Source organism: Croceibacter atlanticus HTCC2559 (assembly GCF_000196315.1).
GTDB classification, from domain to species: Bacteria; Bacteroidota; Bacteroidia; order Flavobacteriales; family Flavobacteriaceae; genus Croceibacter; species Croceibacter atlanticus.
On record NC_014230.1, the window covers coordinates 2,825,245 to 2,847,436 of the forward strand.

The following is a 22,192-nucleotide window of genomic DNA, read 5'->3' on the forward strand; positions in this document are numbered from 1 at the left end:
ACTATTCTAAAATAGACAAAGACAATGGGTCTCCTTTATCTAAATCCTTATTGGTTTTTTTTCCAATAATTTCGTTTAAGTATTTAGGGTGTAGGCCAAAACCTGGTCTAACAGATCTTACATTTTTTTCAGTTATTTTTTCTCCTGCAGAAATAGGCTCTGTAACATACAAAGATCTTGAAAAAACCTTTCCAGATTGTTGTTTAGCCGTAAGCTCATAGGTTTCTTTACCTATAGCAATTTCCGCATTACGAACTTCAGAAACCATTTGTGTAAATTCTTCTTCATCTAAAGAAAAGCTAGCATCTGGACCGCCTATACTTTTATCTAAAATAAAGTGTTTTTCTATGACTTTTGCACCCAATGCAGTTGCTACAACCGGTAAGGTTGTCCCTAAGGTATGGTCTGAAAGCCCCACTTTAACATTAAAATCTTTAGCAAAGCGTTGCATCATTACCAAATTAGCCTCATCAATTGGTGCTGGGTATGATGATGTGCACTTTAATAACGTGATATCATTATTACCAGCTTCTCGACATGTATCCACTGCTAATTGTATATCTTCTTTCGTTGCTATACCTGTGGACATTATCATTGGTTTACCTTTAGATGCAGCATAAGCAATTAAATTTACATCTGTAATCTCGAAAGACGCAATTTTGTATATAGGGCATTCTAAGTCTTCTAAAAAATCTATAGCAGTAACGTCAAACGGTGAAGAAAAACATACTAATCCTTCTTCTTTTGCAGTTTCAAATAGTTCTTTGTGCCATTCCCAAGGCAAAGAAGCTTCTTTATATAAATCATATAGTTTCCTATCTTCCCATATAGTTCCCTTTATAATAAAGTCATCCTTCTCAGAATTTAAAGTAATTGTATCTGGAGTATAGGTTTGTAACTTAATAGCATCTGCACCAGTTCTTTTAGCTGCTCTAATCGTGTTCTTAGCTATTTCTATATTTCCACCATGGTTTGCGGAGAGTTCTGCTATAATAAATACTGTATTTAAATTTTTCAATATATTAAATTATAAAATTTCTATTTTGAATTAAAGCTTCTCCCGACACCACTAAAGTCGCATCTGAATCAAAAATTTCTGTTAAAACAAGTGCTCTATGCTTATTAAGCCTAATATCCTTAACTAAAAAGTAAGCTTTATACTGCTGATCTGCATACATTGGTTTTAAAAATTTAAGATCTTGCTTAAGATATATAGTTCCCTCTCCTGGAAAATTAGTTGCAAAAACTTTAGAGAAAATACTCGTTCCTAAATATCCGTGCACAATTCTTCTACCAAAAATTGATTTAGATGCATAAACTTCGTCTAGGTGTATAGGATTTTTATCTCCTGAAATTTCAGCGAAGTTATCTACATCTTTTTGAGAATAAGAGAATAACTCATGATAAGTATCTCCTTCATTTAATTTACTTATAAACTTGTTCATGTATTATATTTTTTAGTAACAACCATTCTCGTTTTAAAAGTGCAAGACCTACAACATTATGCCATTGATTGTTTTTAAAGCAGTGTTCGCGATAAAATGCTTCTCTTCGAAATCCATATTTTTCATGCATTCTTATAACTTTGTCATTGAACTCAAAGACCTCACATCTCAATTTATTTAAGTTTAATTCTTCAAATACATATTTTAATACATTAAACTCAACTTTCCCACCAATTCCAGCTCCACGTATAGATGACTCACCAAGATAGAACGCCCAATAACAACTGCTAAGGGTTTTATTAATATCTGTTAAACTAGCTAGTCCAAGATAGTTTCCATTAAACTCAATCAACCAATATTTACAAGATTCACTTTGTTTTACGTTTTTAAACCACTCTACCTGTTGTTTTTTAGTAATTTTTTTATCAGTATACATATAATAAGAAACCTCATCGGAGTTTCTCCAGTTTCTTACCATTTCCAAATGCTCTTCACTTAAGGAAACTAGTTTTATATCGTTCATAAGTATTTAATTTTTGAATGAATAATAACATCTTTATATTCTCCATTAAACAAGCAATGATCTTTTAAAACTGCATCTTTTAAATAACCAAACTCCTCTAATACTTCATATAATAATGGCCTTAGGTCGAAAGCATAAGTGTAAATCTTATGTAACATTAACTCTTCAAAAGCCATTTTTTCAAGTAAATTCAAATAAATTTTCCAATTTTTTTTAAACTCATTTTTTTCTAATTCAGTTTTCATAATAAATGATATTTCTGCATTTTTATCAAACCAATTAATATGCACTAAACCACCATATCCAATACACTCATTATTTTTTAAATAGGAAAATAAAAGTTGATTTGGTTTTTCTTGCTCAAAGAGCTTAGCCACTACATTTCTAAAATAGTTTTCTTGATCTTTTTCTGTAAGTGGTTTTACCTGTCGTAAATGAAAGAGCTGTTCATTACGCCATTGCATGATTTTAAAACGATCTTTATACCGTATGGGAACAATGGAATACTCCAACTCCGATAAGCTTTTAATTTTCAAAGCTTTATATTTGTCAGGAAAAACCATGTACTAGTTTATATTTTAATTCTGCTAATTTCCAATCTTTAGTATTATCAATATCTTGAACTTCTAATTCAGATAAAACTAATACACCAGTGTTATTGGTAAATAAGCCTTTATTTTTAATAATTTTTTTAACCACAAACCAATAAAATTGACCCGCATCGTGATAACTTTCTTTTAAGTCTTGAGAACGGGTAGTTTCATACTCAGGTTGAAAAAACATTACTTTACCATCTTTATCCTTAAGTAATGCACGCTGAATAGGAAAACTATACTTGACTACTGGAAAAGCTACGTCAAAGCTATCTAATTTATCATGAGCTTCTTGTAATTTTTCAAAAGTAATTAATGGCGCACACGGATATAAACAGCAAGCTTTTTCAAAATTCATATCCATTTTTTCATAATTATCAAGTACCTCTTCAATCACTTCATAAGTCGTAGCAAAATCATTTGCTTTTTCCTTACTGCGCATAAATGGGATTCTGGCACCATATTGTTTAGCGATTTCTGCGATTTCACTATCCTCAGTAGACACCATAACCTCATCAAACAAATTACTTTTAATTGCAGCTTCAATAGAATAAGCTATAATTGGTTTCCCTAAAAAGTCCTTTATGTTTTTTCTTGGTATACGTTTACTTCCACCCCTAGCTGGTATTATACAAAGTGATTTAACCATTGTAAAAATCGTTAATTTTAGATATCACAAAACTTTGCTCCTCATTTGTTAGTGTTGGAAACATAGGTAAGCTTATGCAATGCTTATAATAATTTTCCGCATTAGGCATGTCTCCTTCATCCCAACCTAATTGCCTATAGTATGGCATAAGGTGTGTAGGGATGTAATGAATTTGTGCATAAATATTATGCTCTCTCAAGAAATTATAAAGCTCTAACCTTTTATTGACTTCTATAATATATAAATGATACGCATGGCCTTCAACAACACCAGATTGTCCTATAATAAAATCTTTATTCCTGAAGTTTTCAAAATATGTTGCCGCTATTTCTTTACGTCTCACTAAACCTTTTTCTGCTCTATTAAGTTGGCTCAAACCTAGTGCTGATTGAAAGTCTGTAATCCTATAATTATATCCTAAGTCTTGCATTTCCATGTACCACCCAGGATAGGTAGTGTCACTTTCACCTGCAGACGCAAACATTTGGGAATTGGTATAGGCATTATCATCTTTATAAATCCCATGTGTACGAAGCGCCATAAGTTTCTTATAAAGTGCTTCATCATTAGTAGTAATCATTCCTCCTTCACCACTTGCAATATGTTTGACTGGGTGAAATGAAAAAATTGCTAAATCAGCAAATTTACCGTTACCGCAATGTTGTTTGTCACCTTTAGAATCTATAAAATAACCACCAGGAGAGTGACAACTGTCTTCAATTATCCAAAGATCATACTCATCTGCTAATTTTTTAAAGGCTTCTAAGTTTACTGAGCGACCTGCGAAGTCCACGGGAATTATACCTGAATACGTTCCTTTAGGAGACGCTTCAAGTAATTTCTTGACTGCATTAATGTCTAACAAATATGTATCTGGATTTATATCTGCAAATACAACCTCGCCACCACAATAGCGCACACAATTTGCAGATGCTGCAAAAGTAATAGGTGTTGTAATGACTTTAGTTCCTTTTTTTACACCTAAAGCTAATGCATTTAAGTGTAATGCTGCAGTACCATTTGATACCGCAATAGCATATTTGGAATTAACATAATTTGCAAAGGCTTTCTCAAACTCAAGTATTCTAGGACCTTGAGTTAGATAGTCTGCTTTTAAAGCTTCAACTACAGCATCTATATCTTCTTGAGTAATGTTTTGCTTACCGTATGGAATAGAGAAACTCATTATAAAGAAAAATTAGGATCAACGTGTTCTTTAATCAGATTTCTTAGTCCTTCCACTGTCTCCCAATCCTCATTTTCACCACTATTATATTTAAAACCGTCTGCTACTCTCTTCGCGCTAAATTTAGTTATAAATTCTTCTAACTTCCATCTATGTGTAGCTGGAATAATGGTGTAATATTTACCTAAATCGTATGTATAGTAACTATCTGATGATGTTATCATTTCTTCATGAATTTTTTCACCAGGCCTTATTCCAACAACGGGTTTTTCACATTCTGGACCTATAGCCTCTGCTACATCTGTGATACGATAACTAGGGATTTTTGGGACAAAAATTTCACCTCCCCAAGCATTTTCTAATGCGTGCATTACCATATCTACACCACCCTGTAATGATATATTAAAGCGTGTCATTGTTGTATCTGTAATTGGAAGCACACCTTCTTTTTTCTTTTTTAAGAAAAATGGAATTACAGAACCATTAGAACCCATCACATTACCATACCTGACAACACTAAATTTAATGGGATTCCAACCCGTAATGTTATTTGCGGCTACAAATAATTTATCTGAAGCTAATTTAGTTGCTCCATAAAGGTTTACAGGTGCTGCAGCTTTATCTGTAGATAATGCTACTACCCTAGAAACCTCGGTTTCTAAACAAGCATTAATTATATTCTCTGCACCCATAATATTTGTCTTAACACATTCCATTGGGTTATATTCAGCAATTGGCACGTGTTTCATTGCTGCAGCATGAATCACATAGTCAATCCCCTTTAATGCTCTTTTAACTCTATCATAGTCTCTTACATCACCAATAAAAAAACGAATTTGAGGAAACTCATTTGCAGGAAACTCTTGAGCCATCTCAAATTGCTTTTGTTCATCTCTAGAAAAAATGACTAATCGTTTAATTGAAGGGTATAACTCTAATATATGTGATGTTAAAGCTCTACCCAATGATCCTGTACCTCCAGTTATAAGTAATGATTTGTCTCTAAGCATTGTATTTTATTTTTTTATTTTTTTTAAAGTATTAAGTATTAAAACTCTTTGGTAATTATTCATTCCAAAAAACCAAGTTAGAAGTATTAGGATAATTGATGTGACAGCTGTATATATAAAAAGTAAAAGCCAAGTTTCAACATTAATTAATAAAGATAAGTAACTAGATAATAGTATTATAATAAATCCGACAAGACTTAAGCGAGAAAAATATAAATTTTTAAACACACTTTTATTTGAAGTAAATCTCATTACTAAGAAGGTATTTGAAAATGCCAAAAACAATATCCCAATAAAAATACTAATTAACATACCTAAAGTTTGAAAATAAGGTATCAATACAAATGATAATATAACAGATATGGTTGCTGATAATAATGTTAATAGAATTTTTCGTTTAATGTTTAAACTTGAGTTTATAATACCACTATCAACTTGATATAAAACCATAACTAAAGAAATCATAACTATAAAAAAAGTTTCTAGTTGACCAGAAAATAAATCATCTTCAGTCCAAATGCTAACAAATGATTTATTATATAAACAAACTAAAGAACCACCTACAATAATTAACACCCATTGTATAGAAACTATTTGGGATCGTGCTTCAATTAATTTTTCAAATTTTTTTTCTCCTATAAATTTACTTATTCCAATTGAAGTTGAATTAGAAACCGTTCTGACAATTCCAGAAGTAGCCATCATCATATATTTAGAAATTGCATAAGCAGCTACATATTTAGGACCTGCTAAAAACCCTAATAAAATCATATCTATTGATTGACTAAATAAATCCGAAAATTTTAAAAGCATATACCAACCACTTAGCCTTATAAAACTTACAACATTAGATTTTTTTACTTTAACAAATTCAAACCAAGGTATGTTCTTCTTCACTATCCACCAAAAAGATAAACCTATTGTTGTAGCTATAAATATTTGTATAGCTGCCATTCCAATAATACCAAAACCTAAGTATAAAACTACAGCTGTTAATATCCCTCCAAGTATGACAATAATTGCTCTTATACCAATTCTTTTATAAGACAAATTCATACCGTGTAAGGTAGATTCGAATAAAAAAAAGAATTGAGTTATTATAAATGATAATACCAAAAGTGAAGATGCTATTCTAACATTGTTGAAATATTGTTTATCAACACCTGCAAGAATTGGTGCGAACCAAATTATAACAAGTCCTATTATTAGATAAAAAGGAATAAATATTAGATTTGCATATAATGCTGAAGAAACAGATTTTTTTAATTCTAATTCATTACTAACACTCCGGTCTCTGGATAATATGAACTTAAGTGATGTTGCTGCCCTAATATCTGCAGTAGCCATATAAGAATTCAATTGACTTATAACTTGCCAAGCCCCATAATATACGGGACCTAATACGGCTACCATGATAGGATTTAAAAAAAAACCAACACCTATTTTAGAGATGTAATCTATCATGCCTGTTAAACTGTTTAAAAAGGCACTTCGTCTTAAGTTTTCTATTGGCTTAGAATTACTCTCTGTCAAATCGTGAATAGTATAATTTTACTAAAAAGTAAATTAGTTATAATTTATTATCTGCTTTGCCGCCTAAAATACCTTTAACATCGTAGACAACAGCGTTATTTGATTTGTAATCATCTAAATTTAATTCTAAAAATTGCTTATGTGCTACTGTGAGTACGATCGCATCGTAGGCTTTATGAGATGCTGAATCGAGTTCAGCATGACAAGGTAGACCATACTCATGTTGTACTTCTTCTGGATTTGCCCAAGGATCGTAAATAGTTACGTTAGTTCCATAGTCTTTTAGATGCTTAACCACATCAACCACCTTGGTATTTCTTACATCAGGACAATTTTCTTTAAACGTAATTCCTAACACTAAAATTTTAGCATTCTTTACTTTTAAATCATGTTTTAGCATCAACTTCACCACTTCACTTGCCACATACTGCCCCATACTGTCATTCATACGACGGCCTGCTAATATAATTTCAGGATGATAGCCTAGTTCTTGTGCTTTTTGTGCCAGATAATACGGATCTACCCCTATACAATGTCCTCCTACTAAGCCTGGTTTGAAGGGTAAGAAATTCCATTTTGTACCTGCAGCTTCAAGAACATCATGGGTATTAATATCCATCATATTGAAAATCTTAGCCAGCTCATTTACAAATGCAATATTAATATCACGTTGTGAGTTTTCAATCACTTTAGCCGCTTCTGCTACTTTGATTGTAGGTGCAAGGTGCGTTCCTGCAGTAATCACTTCTGCATAGAGTGCATCTACTTTTTTTCCTATCTCGGGTGTTGAACCTGACGTTACTTTTAATATTTTTTCGACTGTGTGCTCTTTATCACCTGGATTAATTCGCTCTGGTGAATATCCTACAAAGAAGTCCTCATTAAATTTAAGATTGCTAGTACGTTCTAACACTGGCACGCATTCTTCTTCTGTGGCACCAGGATATACTGTCGATTCATAAATTACAATATCGCCTTTCTTTAACACGCCACCAATAGTCTCGCTAGCTTTGTATAATGGTGTTAAAATTGGTCTGTTATTTTTATCTACAGGTGTAGGCACCGTTACTATAAAAACATTACAATCTTTAATATCACTAACTTCTGAAGTACACAAAAGCCCTTGGCCTTTGTTTTCTAATTGACTCTTGTCTTGAACCAGTACCTCTTGCAAAATATCATCTTCAACCTCTAGTGTATCGTCATGACCCTTGTTTAACTTAGCTACTCTATTTTCATTTATATCAAACCCTATTACGGGATACTTAGTAGCAAAAAGTCTTGCTAATGGTAATCCTACGTAACCTAATCCAATAATAGCAATTGTTGTTTTTGCCATGATTATTTATTTAAATTATTCCAATACCAGTCTACAGCTTCCTTTAACCCATCATTAAATTCGTGGGTTGGTTTGTAGTCTAATAATCTTTTTGCTTTATCTATAGAGGCCAATGAATGTGGTACATCACCTTTTCTAATTGGGCCATTTAATATTTCTACTTCTTTAATTTTAGTGTCAAATTTCGAAAGTTGCTTTCTTAATTGTGTCGCTACATCTTTAATGGTTGTTCTGTCTCCTACAGCCGTATTGTACACCTTATTTAATGCGTCTTCATTATCTGTTGTAATGGTTAACATATTCATTTGAATGACATTGTCTATATATGTAAAATCTCTAGAAAATGTACCGTCTCCGTTAATGGTAGGGCTTTCATGATTCATAAATTGAATGACAAACTTAGGTATCACTGCTGCATATGCACCCTTTGGATCTTGTTTCCTGCCAAATACATTAAAATAACGCAAGCCTACCGTATCTAAACCATAAGTTAGCTTAAAATTGGTCGCGTATAACTCATTTACATATTTGGTAATTGCGTAAGGCGATAGTGGCTGTCCTATCTCTTCTTCTATCTTAGGTAATTTTACAGAATCGCCATACGTTGATGAACTTGCTGCATATGTAAAACGCTTCACCTTTTGATCTCTTGCAGCAATCAACATATTAAGAAACCCACCAACATTAACGTCGTTAGACGTAATCGGATCATTAATAGATCTTGGTACCGAGCCTAAAGCCGCTTGGTGTAAAATATAATCTTGACCATTTGCAGCGTTTTGACATGTTTCTACATCTCTAATATCTCCTTCAACTAAACTGAAGTTTTCATGAGTCATAAGATGCGCTATATTGTGTTTATGTCCTGTCGCAAAATTATCTAAACAAGTCACTATTGCATTTTGCTTTAAAAAGAATTCGCATAGATTTGATCCTATAAAACCAGCACCGCCGGTTATAAGGATTTTTGCTCCCTTAAGTTTTTCTTTTTGTTGATTGGTTAAGTTCATTAAAGTTTATTTTGTGAGATTCCGCAAAAGTCTAATACTATCTTACTATTTAAGTTTGTCAAGTATTTAAACTGATTATGAGCCACCAAAAATACAATTATATCTGCATTCTCCGCTGCTTTATTATACTCTGTTAATTTAAACACTTTGTGCTCTTGAATGTTTGGCTCCACAATGTAGTATTCTTCATCTTGTGCGTCTTGTAATACTTTTTGTGCTATGTATTTAGCTGGAGACTCTCTTAAGTCATCTATATTTGGCTTAAATGCCAAGCCCATTAACGCAATTTTAGGTTTTTTACCATGGTCCAATTGAAATTGCAGTTTAGCATTTTTTACTTGCTCTGCACACCAAAATGATTTGTAGTTATTTATTTCTCGAGCTTTACCTATAATTTGAGATTCCATTGGAAAATCTGCAACAATAAAATAAGGATCTACTGCAATACAGTGCCCTCCTACACCACTTCCTGGTTGTAAAATATTTACTCTAGGATGTTTATTTGCCAGTTTAATTAATTCCCAAACATTTATGCCTGCTTTGTGACATATTAAAGACAATTCATTAGCAAAAGCGATTTGCACATCTCTAGACGAATTTTCTACTAGTTTGCACATTTCTGCGGTACGTGCATTTGTCGCGTGAAGTTCACCTTTTACATAGTTTTTATAAAATGCCAAAGCACGATCTGTACTTTCTTTATTTACACCTCCAATGACGCGATCATTATGTACCAACTCATGCATGACATTTCCAGGCAACACACGTTCTGGACAATATGCGATGTGCAGTTTCCCTTCAAGTTCTGGACGTTCTGCATATATATAATTCATCATTTTTTCCGTAGTCCCTACTGGCGATGTTGATTCTATTATGTATAGGTCATTCTCCTTTAACAATGGTAAAATACCTATTGTAGCAGCCTCGACAAAAGAGATATCTGGCTCATTCTTGTCTTTAAATGGGGTAGGTACTACAATTAAATACGTGTTGGCTTCCTGTGCTTTAAGACCTGCTTTTAAAAACCCATTTTTTACAGCATTAGCCACTGCACTATCTAATTCTGGCTCTACAATATGAATCTCTCCTCTATTGATAGTCTCAACTACATCTGAATTAATATCAACTCCATAAACAAAAACCTTGTTTGAAGCAATAAGTGCTGCTGTAGGTAGACCTATATAGCCTAACCCAATCATTACGACTTCTGGTTTCATGATTCTAAAGATTGAATATGGTTTACTATACGCTCACAAGCCTTGCCATCTCCATAAGGATTATGTAGTGTACTCATATGCTTAAAACGTTCTGTATTATTTAGCAAATCTAAGGTTTCTGATACAATTAGCTCGGTATTTGTACCTACTAAGATCACGGTACCAGCATCGACTGCTTCAGGACGTTCTGTTGTATCACGCATAACTAAAACTGGCTTTCCTAAACTTGGCGCTTCCTCTTGTACGCCGCCGCTATCTGTAATAATTAATTTTGAGCGATTCATCATCCAAATAAAGTCTTGATATGCCAACGGGTCTATTAACATAATATTACTTATTTCGCCTAATATTCTGTTTACTGGCTCTTTTACTTTAGGATTTAAATGTACCGGATATACAATTAGTAGCTCTGGCTTTTGAATCGCTATCGTTTTTAATGCCTTACAAATCTTCTCAAAACCATCGCCATGATTTTCACGTCTATGTCCAGTCACTAAAATAATATCTTTCTTTCCTAAGGTTTTTTCTAAGTCTTGAATTGTTTTTGAAGGCTTTTCTGTTACTTTCTCCACACTTTCCATTAGGGCGTCAATAACGGTGTTTCCTGTTATTACTACAGACTCCTTATTTATATTTTCTAACAGTAAATTTGCCTTAGACGTTTCAGTTGGTGCAAAATGAATATCTGCAATCCTGCCCGTTACTTGTCTATTAATCTCTTCTGGAAACGGCGACCATTTGTTATGCGTTCTTAAGCCTGCTTCTACATGACAGACTTTTGCACCAGAATAAAACGCTGCAATACTTGTGGCCATAGTTGTACTTGTGTCTCCGTGTACATACACATAATCGGGCTTAAACTCCTCTAGAACCTCTTTTAGCTGCACAATAATTTCAGCTGTAAGATTGTATAAGTTTTGATTGGGTTTCATTAAGTCTAAATCGAAATCTGGTGTGATTTCAAAAAACTCTAAAACCTGATCCAGCATTTCTCTATGTTGTGCTGTTACACACACTTTAGTCTCAAAATGTAAGTTATTCTTAAGAAATTCTTTTACTAAAGGTGCCATTTTAATAGCTTCAGGACGTGTACCGAAGACTATTAAGTGTTTTGTTTTTGCCATCCTATTTTATATTTACCAACAGGTTATTGCCATAACCACTTTTTAATAGGGGCTCTATTAATTTTTTAAGTTGTTCTTTATTTATATAACCCATTTCATAGGCGATAGCCTCAATAGCTCCAACTTTTAAACCTTGTCTTTCTTCTATAACCTCAACAAATTGAGAAGCTTGCATTAATGATTCGAATGTTCCTGTATCTAACCACGCAGTACCTTTATCTAGAATACTTACTTTTAGTTTTCCTCTTTTTAGGTATTCTCGATTAACATCTGTAATTTCTAGCTCTCCTCTCTGGCTTGGCTTAATACTTTTTGCAATGCTAATAACTGAGTTGTCATAAAAGTATATTCCAGGAACCGCATAATTACTTTTAGGAGATTTGGGCTTTTCCTCGATAGACACTACGTCTCCATTATCATTAAAATCTACTACTCCATAACGTTCTGGATCATGTACGTGGTATGCATAGATAATACCGCCGTCTGGCTCTAAATTACTTTGTAATAGTTGTGAAAGACCAGAGCCATAAAAAATGTTATCTCCTAAAATAAGTGCTACAGCATCATCTCCTATAAAATCTTCTGCTATGATAAAAGATTCTGCTAAGCCGTTGGGATTTTCTTGGGTTGCGTAGGAAAACTGACATCCTAATTGCTCTCCATTTCCTAAAAGTTCTTTAAACTGATGTTTGTCTCTTGGGGTCGTAATGATAAGAATTTCCTGTATTCCTGCAGACATTAATGTAGACAATGGATAATATATCATCGGCTTATCATAAACAGGTAATAACTGTTTTGATGTCACTTTTGTTAGTGGATGTAAACGTGTACCAGAACCACCAGCCAATATAATTCCCTTCATTTTAAATAATTTAAAGTCACAATTTGACCTTATATTGTTATTCCTTTAAGATGGCAAATGTAAGATAGTTAAACGACTTATTCTTTTAATCTTAGCATGAAATCTCAAGATTACAATTAACTTATAATCGACTAATCATCTCTTTTAAAGCACTTTGCCAATTCCTAATTTCAACATTTAATGTTTCCTTAACCTTTTTAGTTTCCAGAACACTGTATTTAGGACGTATTGCTCTGCTTGCAAATTGCTTAGATGTCGTTTTATGTAAGCGTATATCTTGATTTTGCAACTTAAAAATTTCTGCTGCAAAATTATACCACGTGGTTGCTCCATGGTTTGAAAAATGATACAGCCCATAGCTTGTTGAAGATGATGCTATAAACGTAAGCAATATATGCGCTAAATCTATTGCATAGGTCGGTGATCCGTATTGATCTGCCACAATGCTTAATTCTTTTTTTTCTTGCCCTAATCTCACCATTGTTTTTACAAAATTATTTCCAAATTCTGAGAATAACCAAGACGTCCTAATTATAACATATTTACTTAATGCTTGTTGAATAATTTGTTCGCCGTTTAGTTTTGACGCTCCATAATAATTTAAAGGGTGCGTGCTATCTCTCTCTAGGTACGGTGCATTTTTTTTTCCATCAAACACGAAATCTGTCGACACATGAAGTAGTGTACTGGAAAAACGCTTGCATGCAATAGTTAGGTTTTCCACAGCTTTAGCATTAATCTCAAAAGCCTTCTCTTTGTTATCTTCGGCCAGATCAACTGCAGTGTAAGCTGCGCAATTTATAATATAGTCAAATTGTGAATTTGACATGTATTGCACTACTTGATTTCTGTTTGTAATATCTAAACTGGAACTGTCTTCAAATACAACGTTACAAGAGGGATAGTTATTAGCTATTGCTTTTATACAGGTTCCTAATTGACCATTAGCTCCTGTTACTAAAATTGTATTTGCTTTGGAAGACTTCATTAAAAGTAAATTGCGCTTTTGAAATCAGGTAAGTGTTTATCTTTATCATTAACTATAATTTCACCATCCTTTAGTTGCCAATCTATATTTAAAGTTTCGTCATTATATTTAATCCCTGTTTCACTCTCTTTATTATAATATGCATCACATTTATAAAAGAAACGTGCTGTTTTACTTAATACAGAAAAGCCATGAGCGAAGCCTTTTGGTACAAATAATTGTTTTTTATTTTCTGAAGATAAAATCATAGAGAACTGCTTGCCAAAGCTTGGCGAGTTTTTTCTTAAGTCTATAGCCACATCTAAAACTTCGCCTTCTAAAACAGTCACTAATTTAGCTTGCGAATGCATCCCTTGTTGATAATGTAACCCTCTAATTACTCCAAATTTTGATTCAGATACATTATCCTGAACAAACTTTACATTCAATTTAGTTTCGGCTTGAAATACCTGCTCATTAAATTGCTCATAAAAATAACCACGCTCATCATAAAACACCTTAGGTTCTATAATATAACAGTCTTTAAGTGGTGTTTCTTTAATAGTCATAACCCTATATTAACCGTATTGTTCTTTATAGTAGTTTTGGTAATTACCAGATGTTACATTTTTAAGCCATTTTTCATTATCTAAATACCAATCTATAGTTTTAGCTAAGCCTTGCTCAAATGTTACACTTGGCTCCCAACCTAATTCTTTATTAATTTTAGAAGCGTCAATAGCATAACGCAAATCGTGACCTGGTCTGTCTTTTACAAATGTAATAAGCTCTTCTGAAGTGCCTTTATCACGCCCTAATTTTTCATCCATCTGTTGGCATAGTAATCTTACAAGGTCAATATTTTTCCATTCGTTAAACCCTCCAATATTATACGTCTCATGGTTCTTACCTTTATGGAATACCAAATCAATTGCAACTGCGTGATCTTCAACAAACAACCAATCTCTTGTATAATTACCATCGCCATAAACTGGCAAAGGTTTTTCTTGAATAATATTATTGATGAATAGTGGGATTAATTTTTCTGGGAAATGATACGACCCATAATTATTTGAGCAATTTGAAATGACATAAGGCAAGCCATAGGTCTCTCCATATGCTCTTACAAAATGGTCTGAACTAGCTTTTGACGCTGAATATGGTGAGTTAGGATCATAGGCTGTATCTTCTGTAAATAATCCAGTATCTCCTAATGCACCATACACCTCATCTGTACTTACATGGTAAAAACGTTTTCCTTCAAAATCATCTTTCCAGATTGTTTTAGCAGCATTTAAAAGCGTCATTGTCCCTATAACATTAGTTTTCACAAACGCTAATGGGTCTGTTATTGATCGGTCTACGTGTGACTCTGCAGCAAGATGTATAACACCATCAAATTGATGTTTCTCAAATAGCGAATTAATAAAAGGCTCATCTGTTATATCACCTTTCACAAAGGTATAATTAGAGGACTCTTCTATATCCTTAATGTTTTCTAAGTTTCCCGCATAGGTTAAGGCATCAAGATTATAAATGTGGTAGTTAGGGTAATTTTTAACAAACCTCCTAACAACGTGAGACCCTATAAAGCCTGCGCCTCCTGTAATTAAAATTTGTTTTTTACTCAAAATACTATTGTTTAAATGTTACAATAAAGTTAGGATTATAAAGATTCTCTTTATTATACTCTAATTCATTTGTTGAATTTACTTGCATTACTTTGATATTTACAGCGTTGCAAATAGCATGTCCTGCAGCAGTATCCCATTCCATGGTTGGTGCAAATCTAGGATAAAGATGTGCGTTTCCCTCGGCGATTTGACAAAATTTAAGAGAGCTCCCAATAGATTTTAATTCGATAGGATGCCCTGTCTTTTGCAAATTGTCTATATATTTTTTTGTTTCATTGCTTGCATGCGATCTACTTACCAACACCTTTAACGATTTATGGTCTCTCTTCGGTGACAATACCTTTACATCTTTTAATAATCTATTAGAAAATTGATGGTTTATTAACTGTAGTCTAAATGCAAGATTTTGACTTACATCACCAACATATAATAGTTGTTTAACTGGCCAATATATGACACCGAAGGTAGGCACGCCTCTATTTACTAAAGCAATGTTTACCGTAAATTCTCCATTTCTATTTACAAATTCTTTTGTACCGTCTAAAGGGTCAACAATCCAGCACTTTGTCCAATGTTTTCTAATCTCAAATGAAATATCTTCGTTCTCTTCTGAAATGATTGGTATTTCAGTTTGCTTTAAAAATTTATTAATACAATCATTAGCTTTATTATCAGCCTCTGTAATTGGGGAATTATCAGCCTTTTTAGAAACTTCAAACTCCTGCTGATACACTTTCATAATTTCCTTACCAGCCAAAACAGAAGCTTTAACTGCCACTACAAAATTTGCTTCAAGATTACTATTCATTTTACAAAGTTCTTAAATTTTAATGTATATGAGTCTTTAATTCTTCCTGTTGTGCCTCAGCTTAAAAAAATAACTACTTTAGCTTTTGAAAAGTATATATTTTTATGATTCTATCTGCAATTGACTGGGCATTAATCATCGGCTTCTTTATAATTAGTTTAACCATTGGTATTGCCGTTGCTAGGCAAAGTGGAAAAGATGCCAAGAGTTTCTTTCTGTCTGGGCGTAATATGCCTTGGTGGCTATTAGGGGTATCTATGGTAGCTACAACCTTTGCTGCAGACACACCAAACTTTGTAGCAGGAGTTATTAGACAAGATGGAGTTTATGGTAACTGGATATGGTGGAGTTTCCTATTAACAGGTATGCTCACCGTTTTCTTTTATGCACGATTGTGGCGCCGAAGTGGTATAACAACAGATCTCGAGTTTTACGAACTTAGGTACTCGGGAAAGTCTGCTGCTTTTTTACGTGGGTTTAGAGCTATTTATCTCGGTGTATTTTTCAATATTGTTATTATGGCCAATGTTTGTCTTGCTGCCATAAAAATAGGTCATGTCATGTTTGGCTTTTCTGAAAGCGAAACCTTAATTGTCGCTTCTATCATCACAGTATTATATTCGATGTTAGGCGGATTGCGAGGTGTATTACTTACCGATTTCATACAATTTATTATTGCTATGGTAGGTAGTATTTGGGCTACTGTTTATATCGTTAATATGCCAGAAATTGGTGGCTTAGATGCTTTATTATCTCATCCTGTTGTTTCTACCAAGACATCCCTGTTCCCAGATTTCACGAATCTCGACATTGTTATTCCACTACTTATTATACCGCTTGCTGTACAATGGTGGAGTGTTTGGTATCCAGGTGCAGAACCAGGTGGCGGTGGTTATATTGCCCAACGTATGCTTGCCGCAAAAGATGAAAAGCATGCTACTGGTGCAACGTTATTTTTTAATATTGCGCATTATGCCCTTAGACCTTGGCCTTGGATTATAATTGGATTAGCATCTTTAATTGTTTTTCCCAATCTAGAAAGTTTACAGGCGGCATTTCCAAATCTTAGCAGCTCTTATGTAAAAGACGATTTATCTTATCCTGCGATGCTTACGTATTTACCTGCAGGATTATTAGGATTGGTCATTACTTCTTTAATAGCTGCTTTTATGAGTACAATTTCTACGCATTTAAATTGGGGAAGTTCTTACGTTGTTAATGATTTTTATGCACGCTTTGTAAAACCAAAAGCATCTGGTAAAGAACAAGTGCTTGTAGGACGTATTTCTACAGTAATTATGATGGTGTTAGCAGGCTGCCTTGCTTTAATTTTAGAAGAAGCAAGAGACGCCTTTAACCTCTTATTACAGATAGGTGCCGGTACAGGTTTACTCTTTATTATGAGATGGTTTTGGTATCGTATTAATCCATTTAGTGAAATAACCGCTATGGCAGTTTCATTTCTTATAGCTGTATTCTTTTTTATTAATGGAAAATTAGAAACCCCAATTGTTGAACTTGCCTCGCATTGGCAACTTGTTTTTGGAGTAGTTGTCACTACTATTGCGTGGGTTGCAGTTTCTTTACTAACCAAACCTAGTAACGCAAAGACTATAGCACATTATGAAGACACTGTATTTAAAGGCGACTCAAAATTTCATAACTTCGGTTATAAGATCGTTGCTTTTTTTGCCAGTATAATTGGCGTTTACAACCTTTTGTTTACCACAGGATTCTTTATATATGGTGATTTTATTTACGCCTGCATAAGTTTAGCAGTTGTTATTCTTTGCGGTTGGATCATATGGACTTTCTGGAAAAAAGTGGTTTAATTACCACCATCGCCTCCAGGAAACTTAATATAATCTGGCGCTAAGGTTTCAGGTTGCTTTTCTGTCTGTATGTCTGCGTCTATCCTAACCTGTCTGTTTGTTATTTTATCAATCAATTCTTTAAATGTATTGAAATCGACATTATAAGATAAGCCTGCACCTTGCGTGTACCCTAATTCTTCACCAATGTATTGAATATTATTTTCTCTATTAAAGATGCTTGCTCTTAAGGTCCCTTCTTCATTTAACAGAAATTCTATTTCCACATCACCTACCACCACACTTTCACTAACACCGCCAATTGGTACCCCAACCTGACCATTTATTAATACTCTATTAGAAATTTGTGTTGTTATGGTAAGTCCAAACCTGTCTGCAGTTTCTTGGTCTGGTGTACGATCTCCAGTGGTGTAATTTAAGCCTACTTGAAATTTACCATTTTCATCTGAAAAAGCATCATTCACCAAACTAGAAGCACGCTCTGCCAGTGTTCCTGATACAATATTATTACCTAATGCAAATTCACTATAAAAAGTTCCTTGCGTTACTAGAGACAAGGCTTGCAGTTCTCTACTTGCTCTATCATCTATTAAATAATCTAACTCTGATCTTACAACTGAGCTAACGTTTGGATAATTAATATCAAAACTAATGTCTGGTTGAACAATTTCTCCATTAAGCGAAATAACCACCTCAACCGGAATCTTTCTGTTAATTGAAGGGTTTTCGAGAATTATTGAGGGGTTTGCCTGTACTTTATATACTGCTTGCACATCTAACTGAGCTCTAGTAGGACTACCATCCCAGTTTATACTTCCTCCTGAAACCACCTCGAATTGCTTTTGTACCAATCCGCCATATTTAAAATTATAAACTCCTTCATAGGCAACAAAATCTCCCCACATATTAAACTTACCATTGGTATCTATTTCAATGAGTAATGTTCCTGCACCTTTTCCTTTTAATGTGCTACCACTAACTTGGTCCACAACAATTTCAACTTCAGCATCTTTATCTATATCTAAGTCAAAGTTTATAGAGAGTCCTTTTACCTCTTCAAAAATAACTTCTTCTCCTGCTAAGCGTGCTTCTTTTTCTTCTGGACTTAAAAAGTGAATAAATGAGTTGTCTCCTATACTTTCTGTATCACTTAATGGTATTTTAAATATTGTACCAGGTTCTGTTTCTGCAATAACATCTATCACCAACTCATCTGTTGGCCCTACGATGGTAGCTTCACCATCTATAAATGCTGTACCATAGTATAATGCATCCTCCTGATAATCTGTATTTAAGACCAACAACTGGTTACCTCGTATACCCAAGTCTAAATACCAATCACTAAAACTTTTATGAGAGATAATACCATTTAATTGTCCTTGGGTTTTATACTCGGTATCTTCAATTTTTACTTGATTAAATTTAAATTGCTGTTTGGTAAGCGTAATTATTGCTTTCTCTTTAAAATCGAAATCTGTATTTAGATATGGTACAAGCAAGCCACCTTTATCTAATATAATTTTACCGTCTATATCTGGGTTTTTATAATTACCCGTAACTTTTGCCCTTCCATCTGCTATACCTCTTAAATCACTAATAACAATACCTCCTAATGGGCTGAATACAGAAATGTCCAGCTGTTTCATCTCAACATCCATATTTATGGTTGGTTCTTCTCCTACAACATCTATAGTTCCCACTGCAGAAAAGGAATCGAAACCATCATCCCGCAACAAGGCATTTATAGCATATTGGGATAAATCTTCGTTACCATCAATATCTATAGATAAATCGCCTAGCTTTCCTTTATTAATAGAAAGTGCATCAATTGTTAATTCTGATTTTGGATAATACGCGCCATCTTCTTCTTTAAAGTTTAAGGTACCATTTACATTTCCGGCTAGTGCTAAGCTGTCTATATCCGGTGTGATTTTACCTAGATCTACATCTTTAAACGCAATATTGAAATCTTTATAGGTACTATCTCGCATTTGTCCTGCAAGCCTTATTTCTTCACTTTGATGACTTAAAACTAAAGAGTCTATTTTGAGATCTTTAAAGTTATTCTCAAAGATTATTTTATTCGATTTATTTTCTTGGGCATTTAAATACCAAACCTTCTCTTTAAACTTAACATCAGATTTTTGAATACCCACAACAGAGTTTCCATTTTCATTTATGGTATGGTATAAGTTTAGGTTAAATGCATCATCATTAGATTTACCGCCAACAATTTCGGAGCGTATAAATAACGTGTCCTTTAAGGTTACATTAATTAAATTGAATTCTGATACATTGTAATAGTCTGTGCTTATGCTATCTGCTTCGACATAGGTATTAAATAACGGGTTTTTATTATCTACTTGAATGTTTACTTTTTCTACTCGGTTACCAAATGCTTCAATTAAAGGAGACCTGAAGGTGAGCTTAAATTCACTTTCATCACTCTCTACTCGACCACGAATAAAGGTTTCTGGGCCAAAATTTATTTCAGGATAAAAGACCTCAACAATTTTGTTGTAAATATCAAAATCGAATTCTAAGAATTGATTAGTAGTTATGGTATTTGGCTTATAGTTGGTATACAAACTACCTACCGCATTTTCAAACAAAGCTGGCACCTCTTCAACAGCAAAAACTCCTACCACTTTTCCGTTTATAACATCTGGAGAGTTAATGTCTATTGTTCTTACACCATTATCAAAACTGGATTGAATCCTTAAATCTTCGAATGCATAAATATCATTCTGATTTTCGTAGGTAGCATTAGATAGTGAGATGGTTCCAAAGGCATCATTAATGGTTGTACCCTTCATCCTCATAAAGACATCACCCTGAAAATTGGAAATACTGTCTCTGCGTACAAAGTTTAGTGCATTAAGGTCTGCATTTCTTACAGAAGCTTCAAAATCATAAATATTTATATCTTTTGAAACATCTGCCAAACCATTAAACTCCATTTGAAGATTAGGATCATCAATAAGTAAGTTTCCATTAAAAACAGGGTTTCTTAACGTTCCTAAAACCTTTATATTTTTATAGGTGTAATTATTAAACTTTAGCTTTGTAATGGTTCCCTTTACATTGGTATTTAAACTTTCTGTAGTAAAGCCTTTACCATCTACATCTAGATTAAATGTGGTTGTTCCTAAATTAGTGGTCTTTGCCAAACGCCCTACATTAAAATCTTTAAAGTTTAAGTTTCCTTTATAAGTGGCATTTTCAGAATCGTTAAGCCTGGCAAGGTCAATATCAACTTTAGCTGTTCCTAGTTGAGAAAATAAATCTGCTTTAGTTGTTACTGTTGTTGGTGTTACTCTTGCCGTACCTGTTAGCCTTACGTTTCCTAGTTCTTTTAAACTCTCTGGTAAATTAGGTCTTAGAATATTTGGCAATAGAGATACAAGGTCATAGTAATTTGTTGAAAGGTTGCTTAACGTACCATTAATAATTAAATCTTCAGGATTGGTTACAGCATCTCTTATTCTTATATCACCGTAAATCTCACTACGGTTCATTCCTTGTAGCTCAAGATTTGTAAGCTCGAAGTCATTTAGGGTTCCTTGCATATTGGAAGCCATTACAAACTGAACGTTATTTCCAAACTCATTATAAAATGGCTTTAGATCGTTTGTATTTATGACGCTTTCCTCCAAGGTGAAATCCCATTTAACTTTATTTACAAAGTCTGAAAGATCTTCAATAGTATAGTTAAAATAAAGTGTTCCTTTTATATTTGAGTCTTCTGTAACAATTCTCAGTTCTTCAAAACCCATTTGGGTCGGAGAATATGTAAAATCTCCATTAAGGTTTTTAATAGTTAAGCCTCGTTCTTCTAGAAAGTCCAATGTGTTAATACTAACACTTACGTTCTTATTATTTACAACAAGATTATCTGCGTTTATATCTACATCATTTAAAAATAAGGCTCTAGGATCTGAAATATTTTCATCCTCAAAGCTGTATTTACTGTTTGTTACATCTATATGGCTTACAGAAAGATAAAAATCTGAACTTGGCTTAGGTTGTTCTGGTTCAAATTTTTGAAGAAACACTGCAAAATTATCTAACTCTTCACCCTTATAACGTTTCATTCTAAAGGTTAAACTATCTATTGATGAATTTCCTAACGTAGAATGATTGTCCAAAAGACCCGATAAGCTTAGAATCGATGTTTTTAATTCATTCACATAAATTAAAGTATCTTGATGATGATCCTCGACAAACGCTTTTTCTAATTTAACATCACCAAAATATGTAATGCTTACTTTATCTATTTGTATATTGGTGTTATACGTATCATTAATACTGTTTGCCAGCTTTTTAGCCACAGTGGTTTGCACCCAAGGAATGGAAAATAAAACCACCAAAATGATAAAAAGCAGCAAGATGGCTACTATGGTTTTCTTTAGTATGTTCCAAAACTTTTTAATAGGCGAGCTTATATTGTAACTTTGCTC

The 22,192-nt window shown here is 33.5% G+C and carries 19 protein-coding genes; 1 reads left to right on the forward strand and 18 read right to left on the reverse strand.

Features of this window, described 5'->3' with window-relative positions; translation table 11 throughout:
• Position 1: 1 nt before the first annotated feature.
• The 17 genes from pseI to cysQ all read right to left on the reverse strand — a co-directional run bounded on the left by pseI (position 2) and on the right by cysQ (position 15,900).
• On the reverse strand, positions 2–1,018 hold the full coding sequence (gene pseI, locus CA2559_RS12865) for a pseudaminic acid synthase (protein ID WP_013188348.1): 1,017 nt from the start codon (positions 1,016–1,018) through the stop codon (positions 2–4).
• Positions 1,019–1,022: 4 nt separating this feature from the next.
• On the reverse strand, positions 1,023–1,445 hold the full coding sequence (locus tag CA2559_RS12870; RefSeq protein ID WP_013188349.1) for a MaoC family dehydratase: 423 nt from the start codon (positions 1,443–1,445) through the stop codon (positions 1,023–1,025).
• Entirely contained in the window at positions 1,426–1,968 is a 543-nt protein-coding gene (gene pseH, locus CA2559_RS12875) for a UDP-4-amino-4,6-dideoxy-N-acetyl-beta-L-altrosamine N-acetyltransferase (RefSeq protein ID WP_013188350.1), read from the reverse strand. The genes CA2559_RS12870 and pseH overlap by 20 nt, the downstream gene beginning before the upstream one ends.
• Complete coding sequence (locus CA2559_RS12880; RefSeq protein ID WP_041241035.1) at positions 1,965–2,531, reverse strand: GNAT family N-acetyltransferase; 567 nt, start codon at positions 2,529–2,531, stop codon at positions 1,965–1,967. The genes pseH and CA2559_RS12880 overlap by 4 nt, the downstream gene beginning before the upstream one ends.
• Positions 2,518–3,210 (reverse strand): pseudaminic acid cytidylyltransferase, encoded by a 693-nt coding sequence (gene pseF / locus CA2559_RS12885; protein ID WP_013188352.1) that lies wholly within the window; start codon positions 3,208–3,210, stop codon positions 2,518–2,520. The genes CA2559_RS12880 and pseF overlap by 14 nt, the downstream gene beginning before the upstream one ends.
• Positions 3,203–4,396 (reverse strand): UDP-4-amino-4,6-dideoxy-N-acetyl-beta-L-altrosamine transaminase, encoded by a 1,194-nt coding sequence (gene pseC / locus CA2559_RS12890; RefSeq protein WP_013188353.1) that lies wholly within the window; start codon positions 4,394–4,396, stop codon positions 3,203–3,205. The genes pseF and pseC overlap by 8 nt, the downstream gene beginning before the upstream one ends.
• Positions 4,396–5,406, reverse strand: coding sequence for a UDP-N-acetylglucosamine 4,6-dehydratase (inverting) (pseB, locus tag CA2559_RS12895; protein WP_013188354.1), 1,011 nt, complete (start codon positions 5,404–5,406; stop codon positions 4,396–4,398). The genes pseC and pseB overlap by 1 nt, the downstream gene beginning before the upstream one ends.
• A 6-nt stretch (positions 5,407–5,412) precedes the next feature.
• Complete coding sequence (locus tag CA2559_RS12900; protein ID WP_148232823.1) at positions 5,413–6,870, reverse strand: lipopolysaccharide biosynthesis protein; 1,458 nt, start codon at positions 6,868–6,870, stop codon at positions 5,413–5,415.
• 106 nt (positions 6,871–6,976) lie between these two features.
• Positions 6,977–8,278, reverse strand: a complete 1,302-nt coding sequence (locus CA2559_RS12905; protein ID WP_013188356.1) for a nucleotide sugar dehydrogenase — start codon at positions 8,276–8,278, stop codon at positions 6,977–6,979.
• Between the two features lie 2 nt (positions 8,279–8,280).
• Positions 8,281–9,288, reverse strand: coding sequence for an SDR family oxidoreductase (locus CA2559_RS12910; protein ID WP_013188357.1), 1,008 nt, complete (start codon positions 9,286–9,288; stop codon positions 8,281–8,283).
• Complete coding sequence (gene wecC, locus CA2559_RS12915) at positions 9,288–10,505, reverse strand: UDP-N-acetyl-D-mannosamine dehydrogenase (protein ID WP_013188358.1); 1,218 nt, start codon at positions 10,503–10,505, stop codon at positions 9,288–9,290. The genes CA2559_RS12910 and wecC overlap by 1 nt, the downstream gene beginning before the upstream one ends.
• Positions 10,502–11,629 carry a non-hydrolyzing UDP-N-acetylglucosamine 2-epimerase gene (gene wecB, locus CA2559_RS12920; protein WP_013188359.1) on the reverse strand — a complete coding sequence of 376 codons (1,128 nt, stop codon included), beginning with the start codon at positions 11,627–11,629 and terminating at the stop codon, positions 10,502–10,504. The genes wecC and wecB overlap by 4 nt, the downstream gene beginning before the upstream one ends.
• 1 nt (position 11,630) lies before the next feature.
• Positions 11,631–12,491, reverse strand: coding sequence for a glucose-1-phosphate thymidylyltransferase RfbA (gene rfbA, locus CA2559_RS12925; protein WP_013188360.1), 861 nt, complete (start codon positions 12,489–12,491; stop codon positions 11,631–11,633).
• A 121-nt stretch (positions 12,492–12,612) separates the two neighbouring features.
• On the reverse strand, positions 12,613–13,479 hold the full coding sequence (rfbD, locus tag CA2559_RS12930; RefSeq protein WP_013188361.1) for a dTDP-4-dehydrorhamnose reductase: 867 nt from the start codon (positions 13,477–13,479) through the stop codon (positions 12,613–12,615).
• Positions 13,479–14,027, reverse strand: coding sequence for a dTDP-4-dehydrorhamnose 3,5-epimerase (gene rfbC, locus CA2559_RS12935; protein WP_013188362.1), 549 nt, complete (start codon positions 14,025–14,027; stop codon positions 13,479–13,481). Before rfbC ends, rfbD begins: the two co-directional genes overlap by 1 nt.
• 9 nt (positions 14,028–14,036) lie before the next feature.
• Positions 14,037–15,089, reverse strand: a complete 1,053-nt coding sequence (gene rfbB / locus CA2559_RS12940) for a dTDP-glucose 4,6-dehydratase (protein WP_013188363.1) — start codon at positions 15,087–15,089, stop codon at positions 14,037–14,039.
• 4 nt (positions 15,090–15,093) lie between these two features.
• Positions 15,094–15,900 carry a 3'(2'),5'-bisphosphate nucleotidase CysQ gene (cysQ, locus tag CA2559_RS12945; protein WP_013188364.1) on the reverse strand — a complete coding sequence of 269 codons (807 nt, stop codon included), beginning with the start codon at positions 15,898–15,900 and terminating at the stop codon, positions 15,094–15,096.
• 104 nt (positions 15,901–16,004) lie between these two features.
• On the opposite strand from cysQ, the gene CA2559_RS12950 reads away from it, so the two are divergent.
• Entirely contained in the window at positions 16,005–17,732 is a 1,728-nt protein-coding gene (locus tag CA2559_RS12950; protein WP_013188365.1) for a sodium:solute symporter family protein, read from the forward strand.
• On the opposite strand, the gene CA2559_RS12955 is transcribed toward CA2559_RS12950, so the two are convergent.
• Complete coding sequence (locus tag CA2559_RS12955) at positions 17,729–22,120, reverse strand: translocation/assembly module TamB domain-containing protein (protein WP_238524714.1); 4,392 nt, start codon at positions 22,118–22,120, stop codon at positions 17,729–17,731. The genes CA2559_RS12950 and CA2559_RS12955 overlap by 4 nt on opposite strands.
• Between the last annotated feature and the right edge of the window lie 72 nt (positions 22,121–22,192).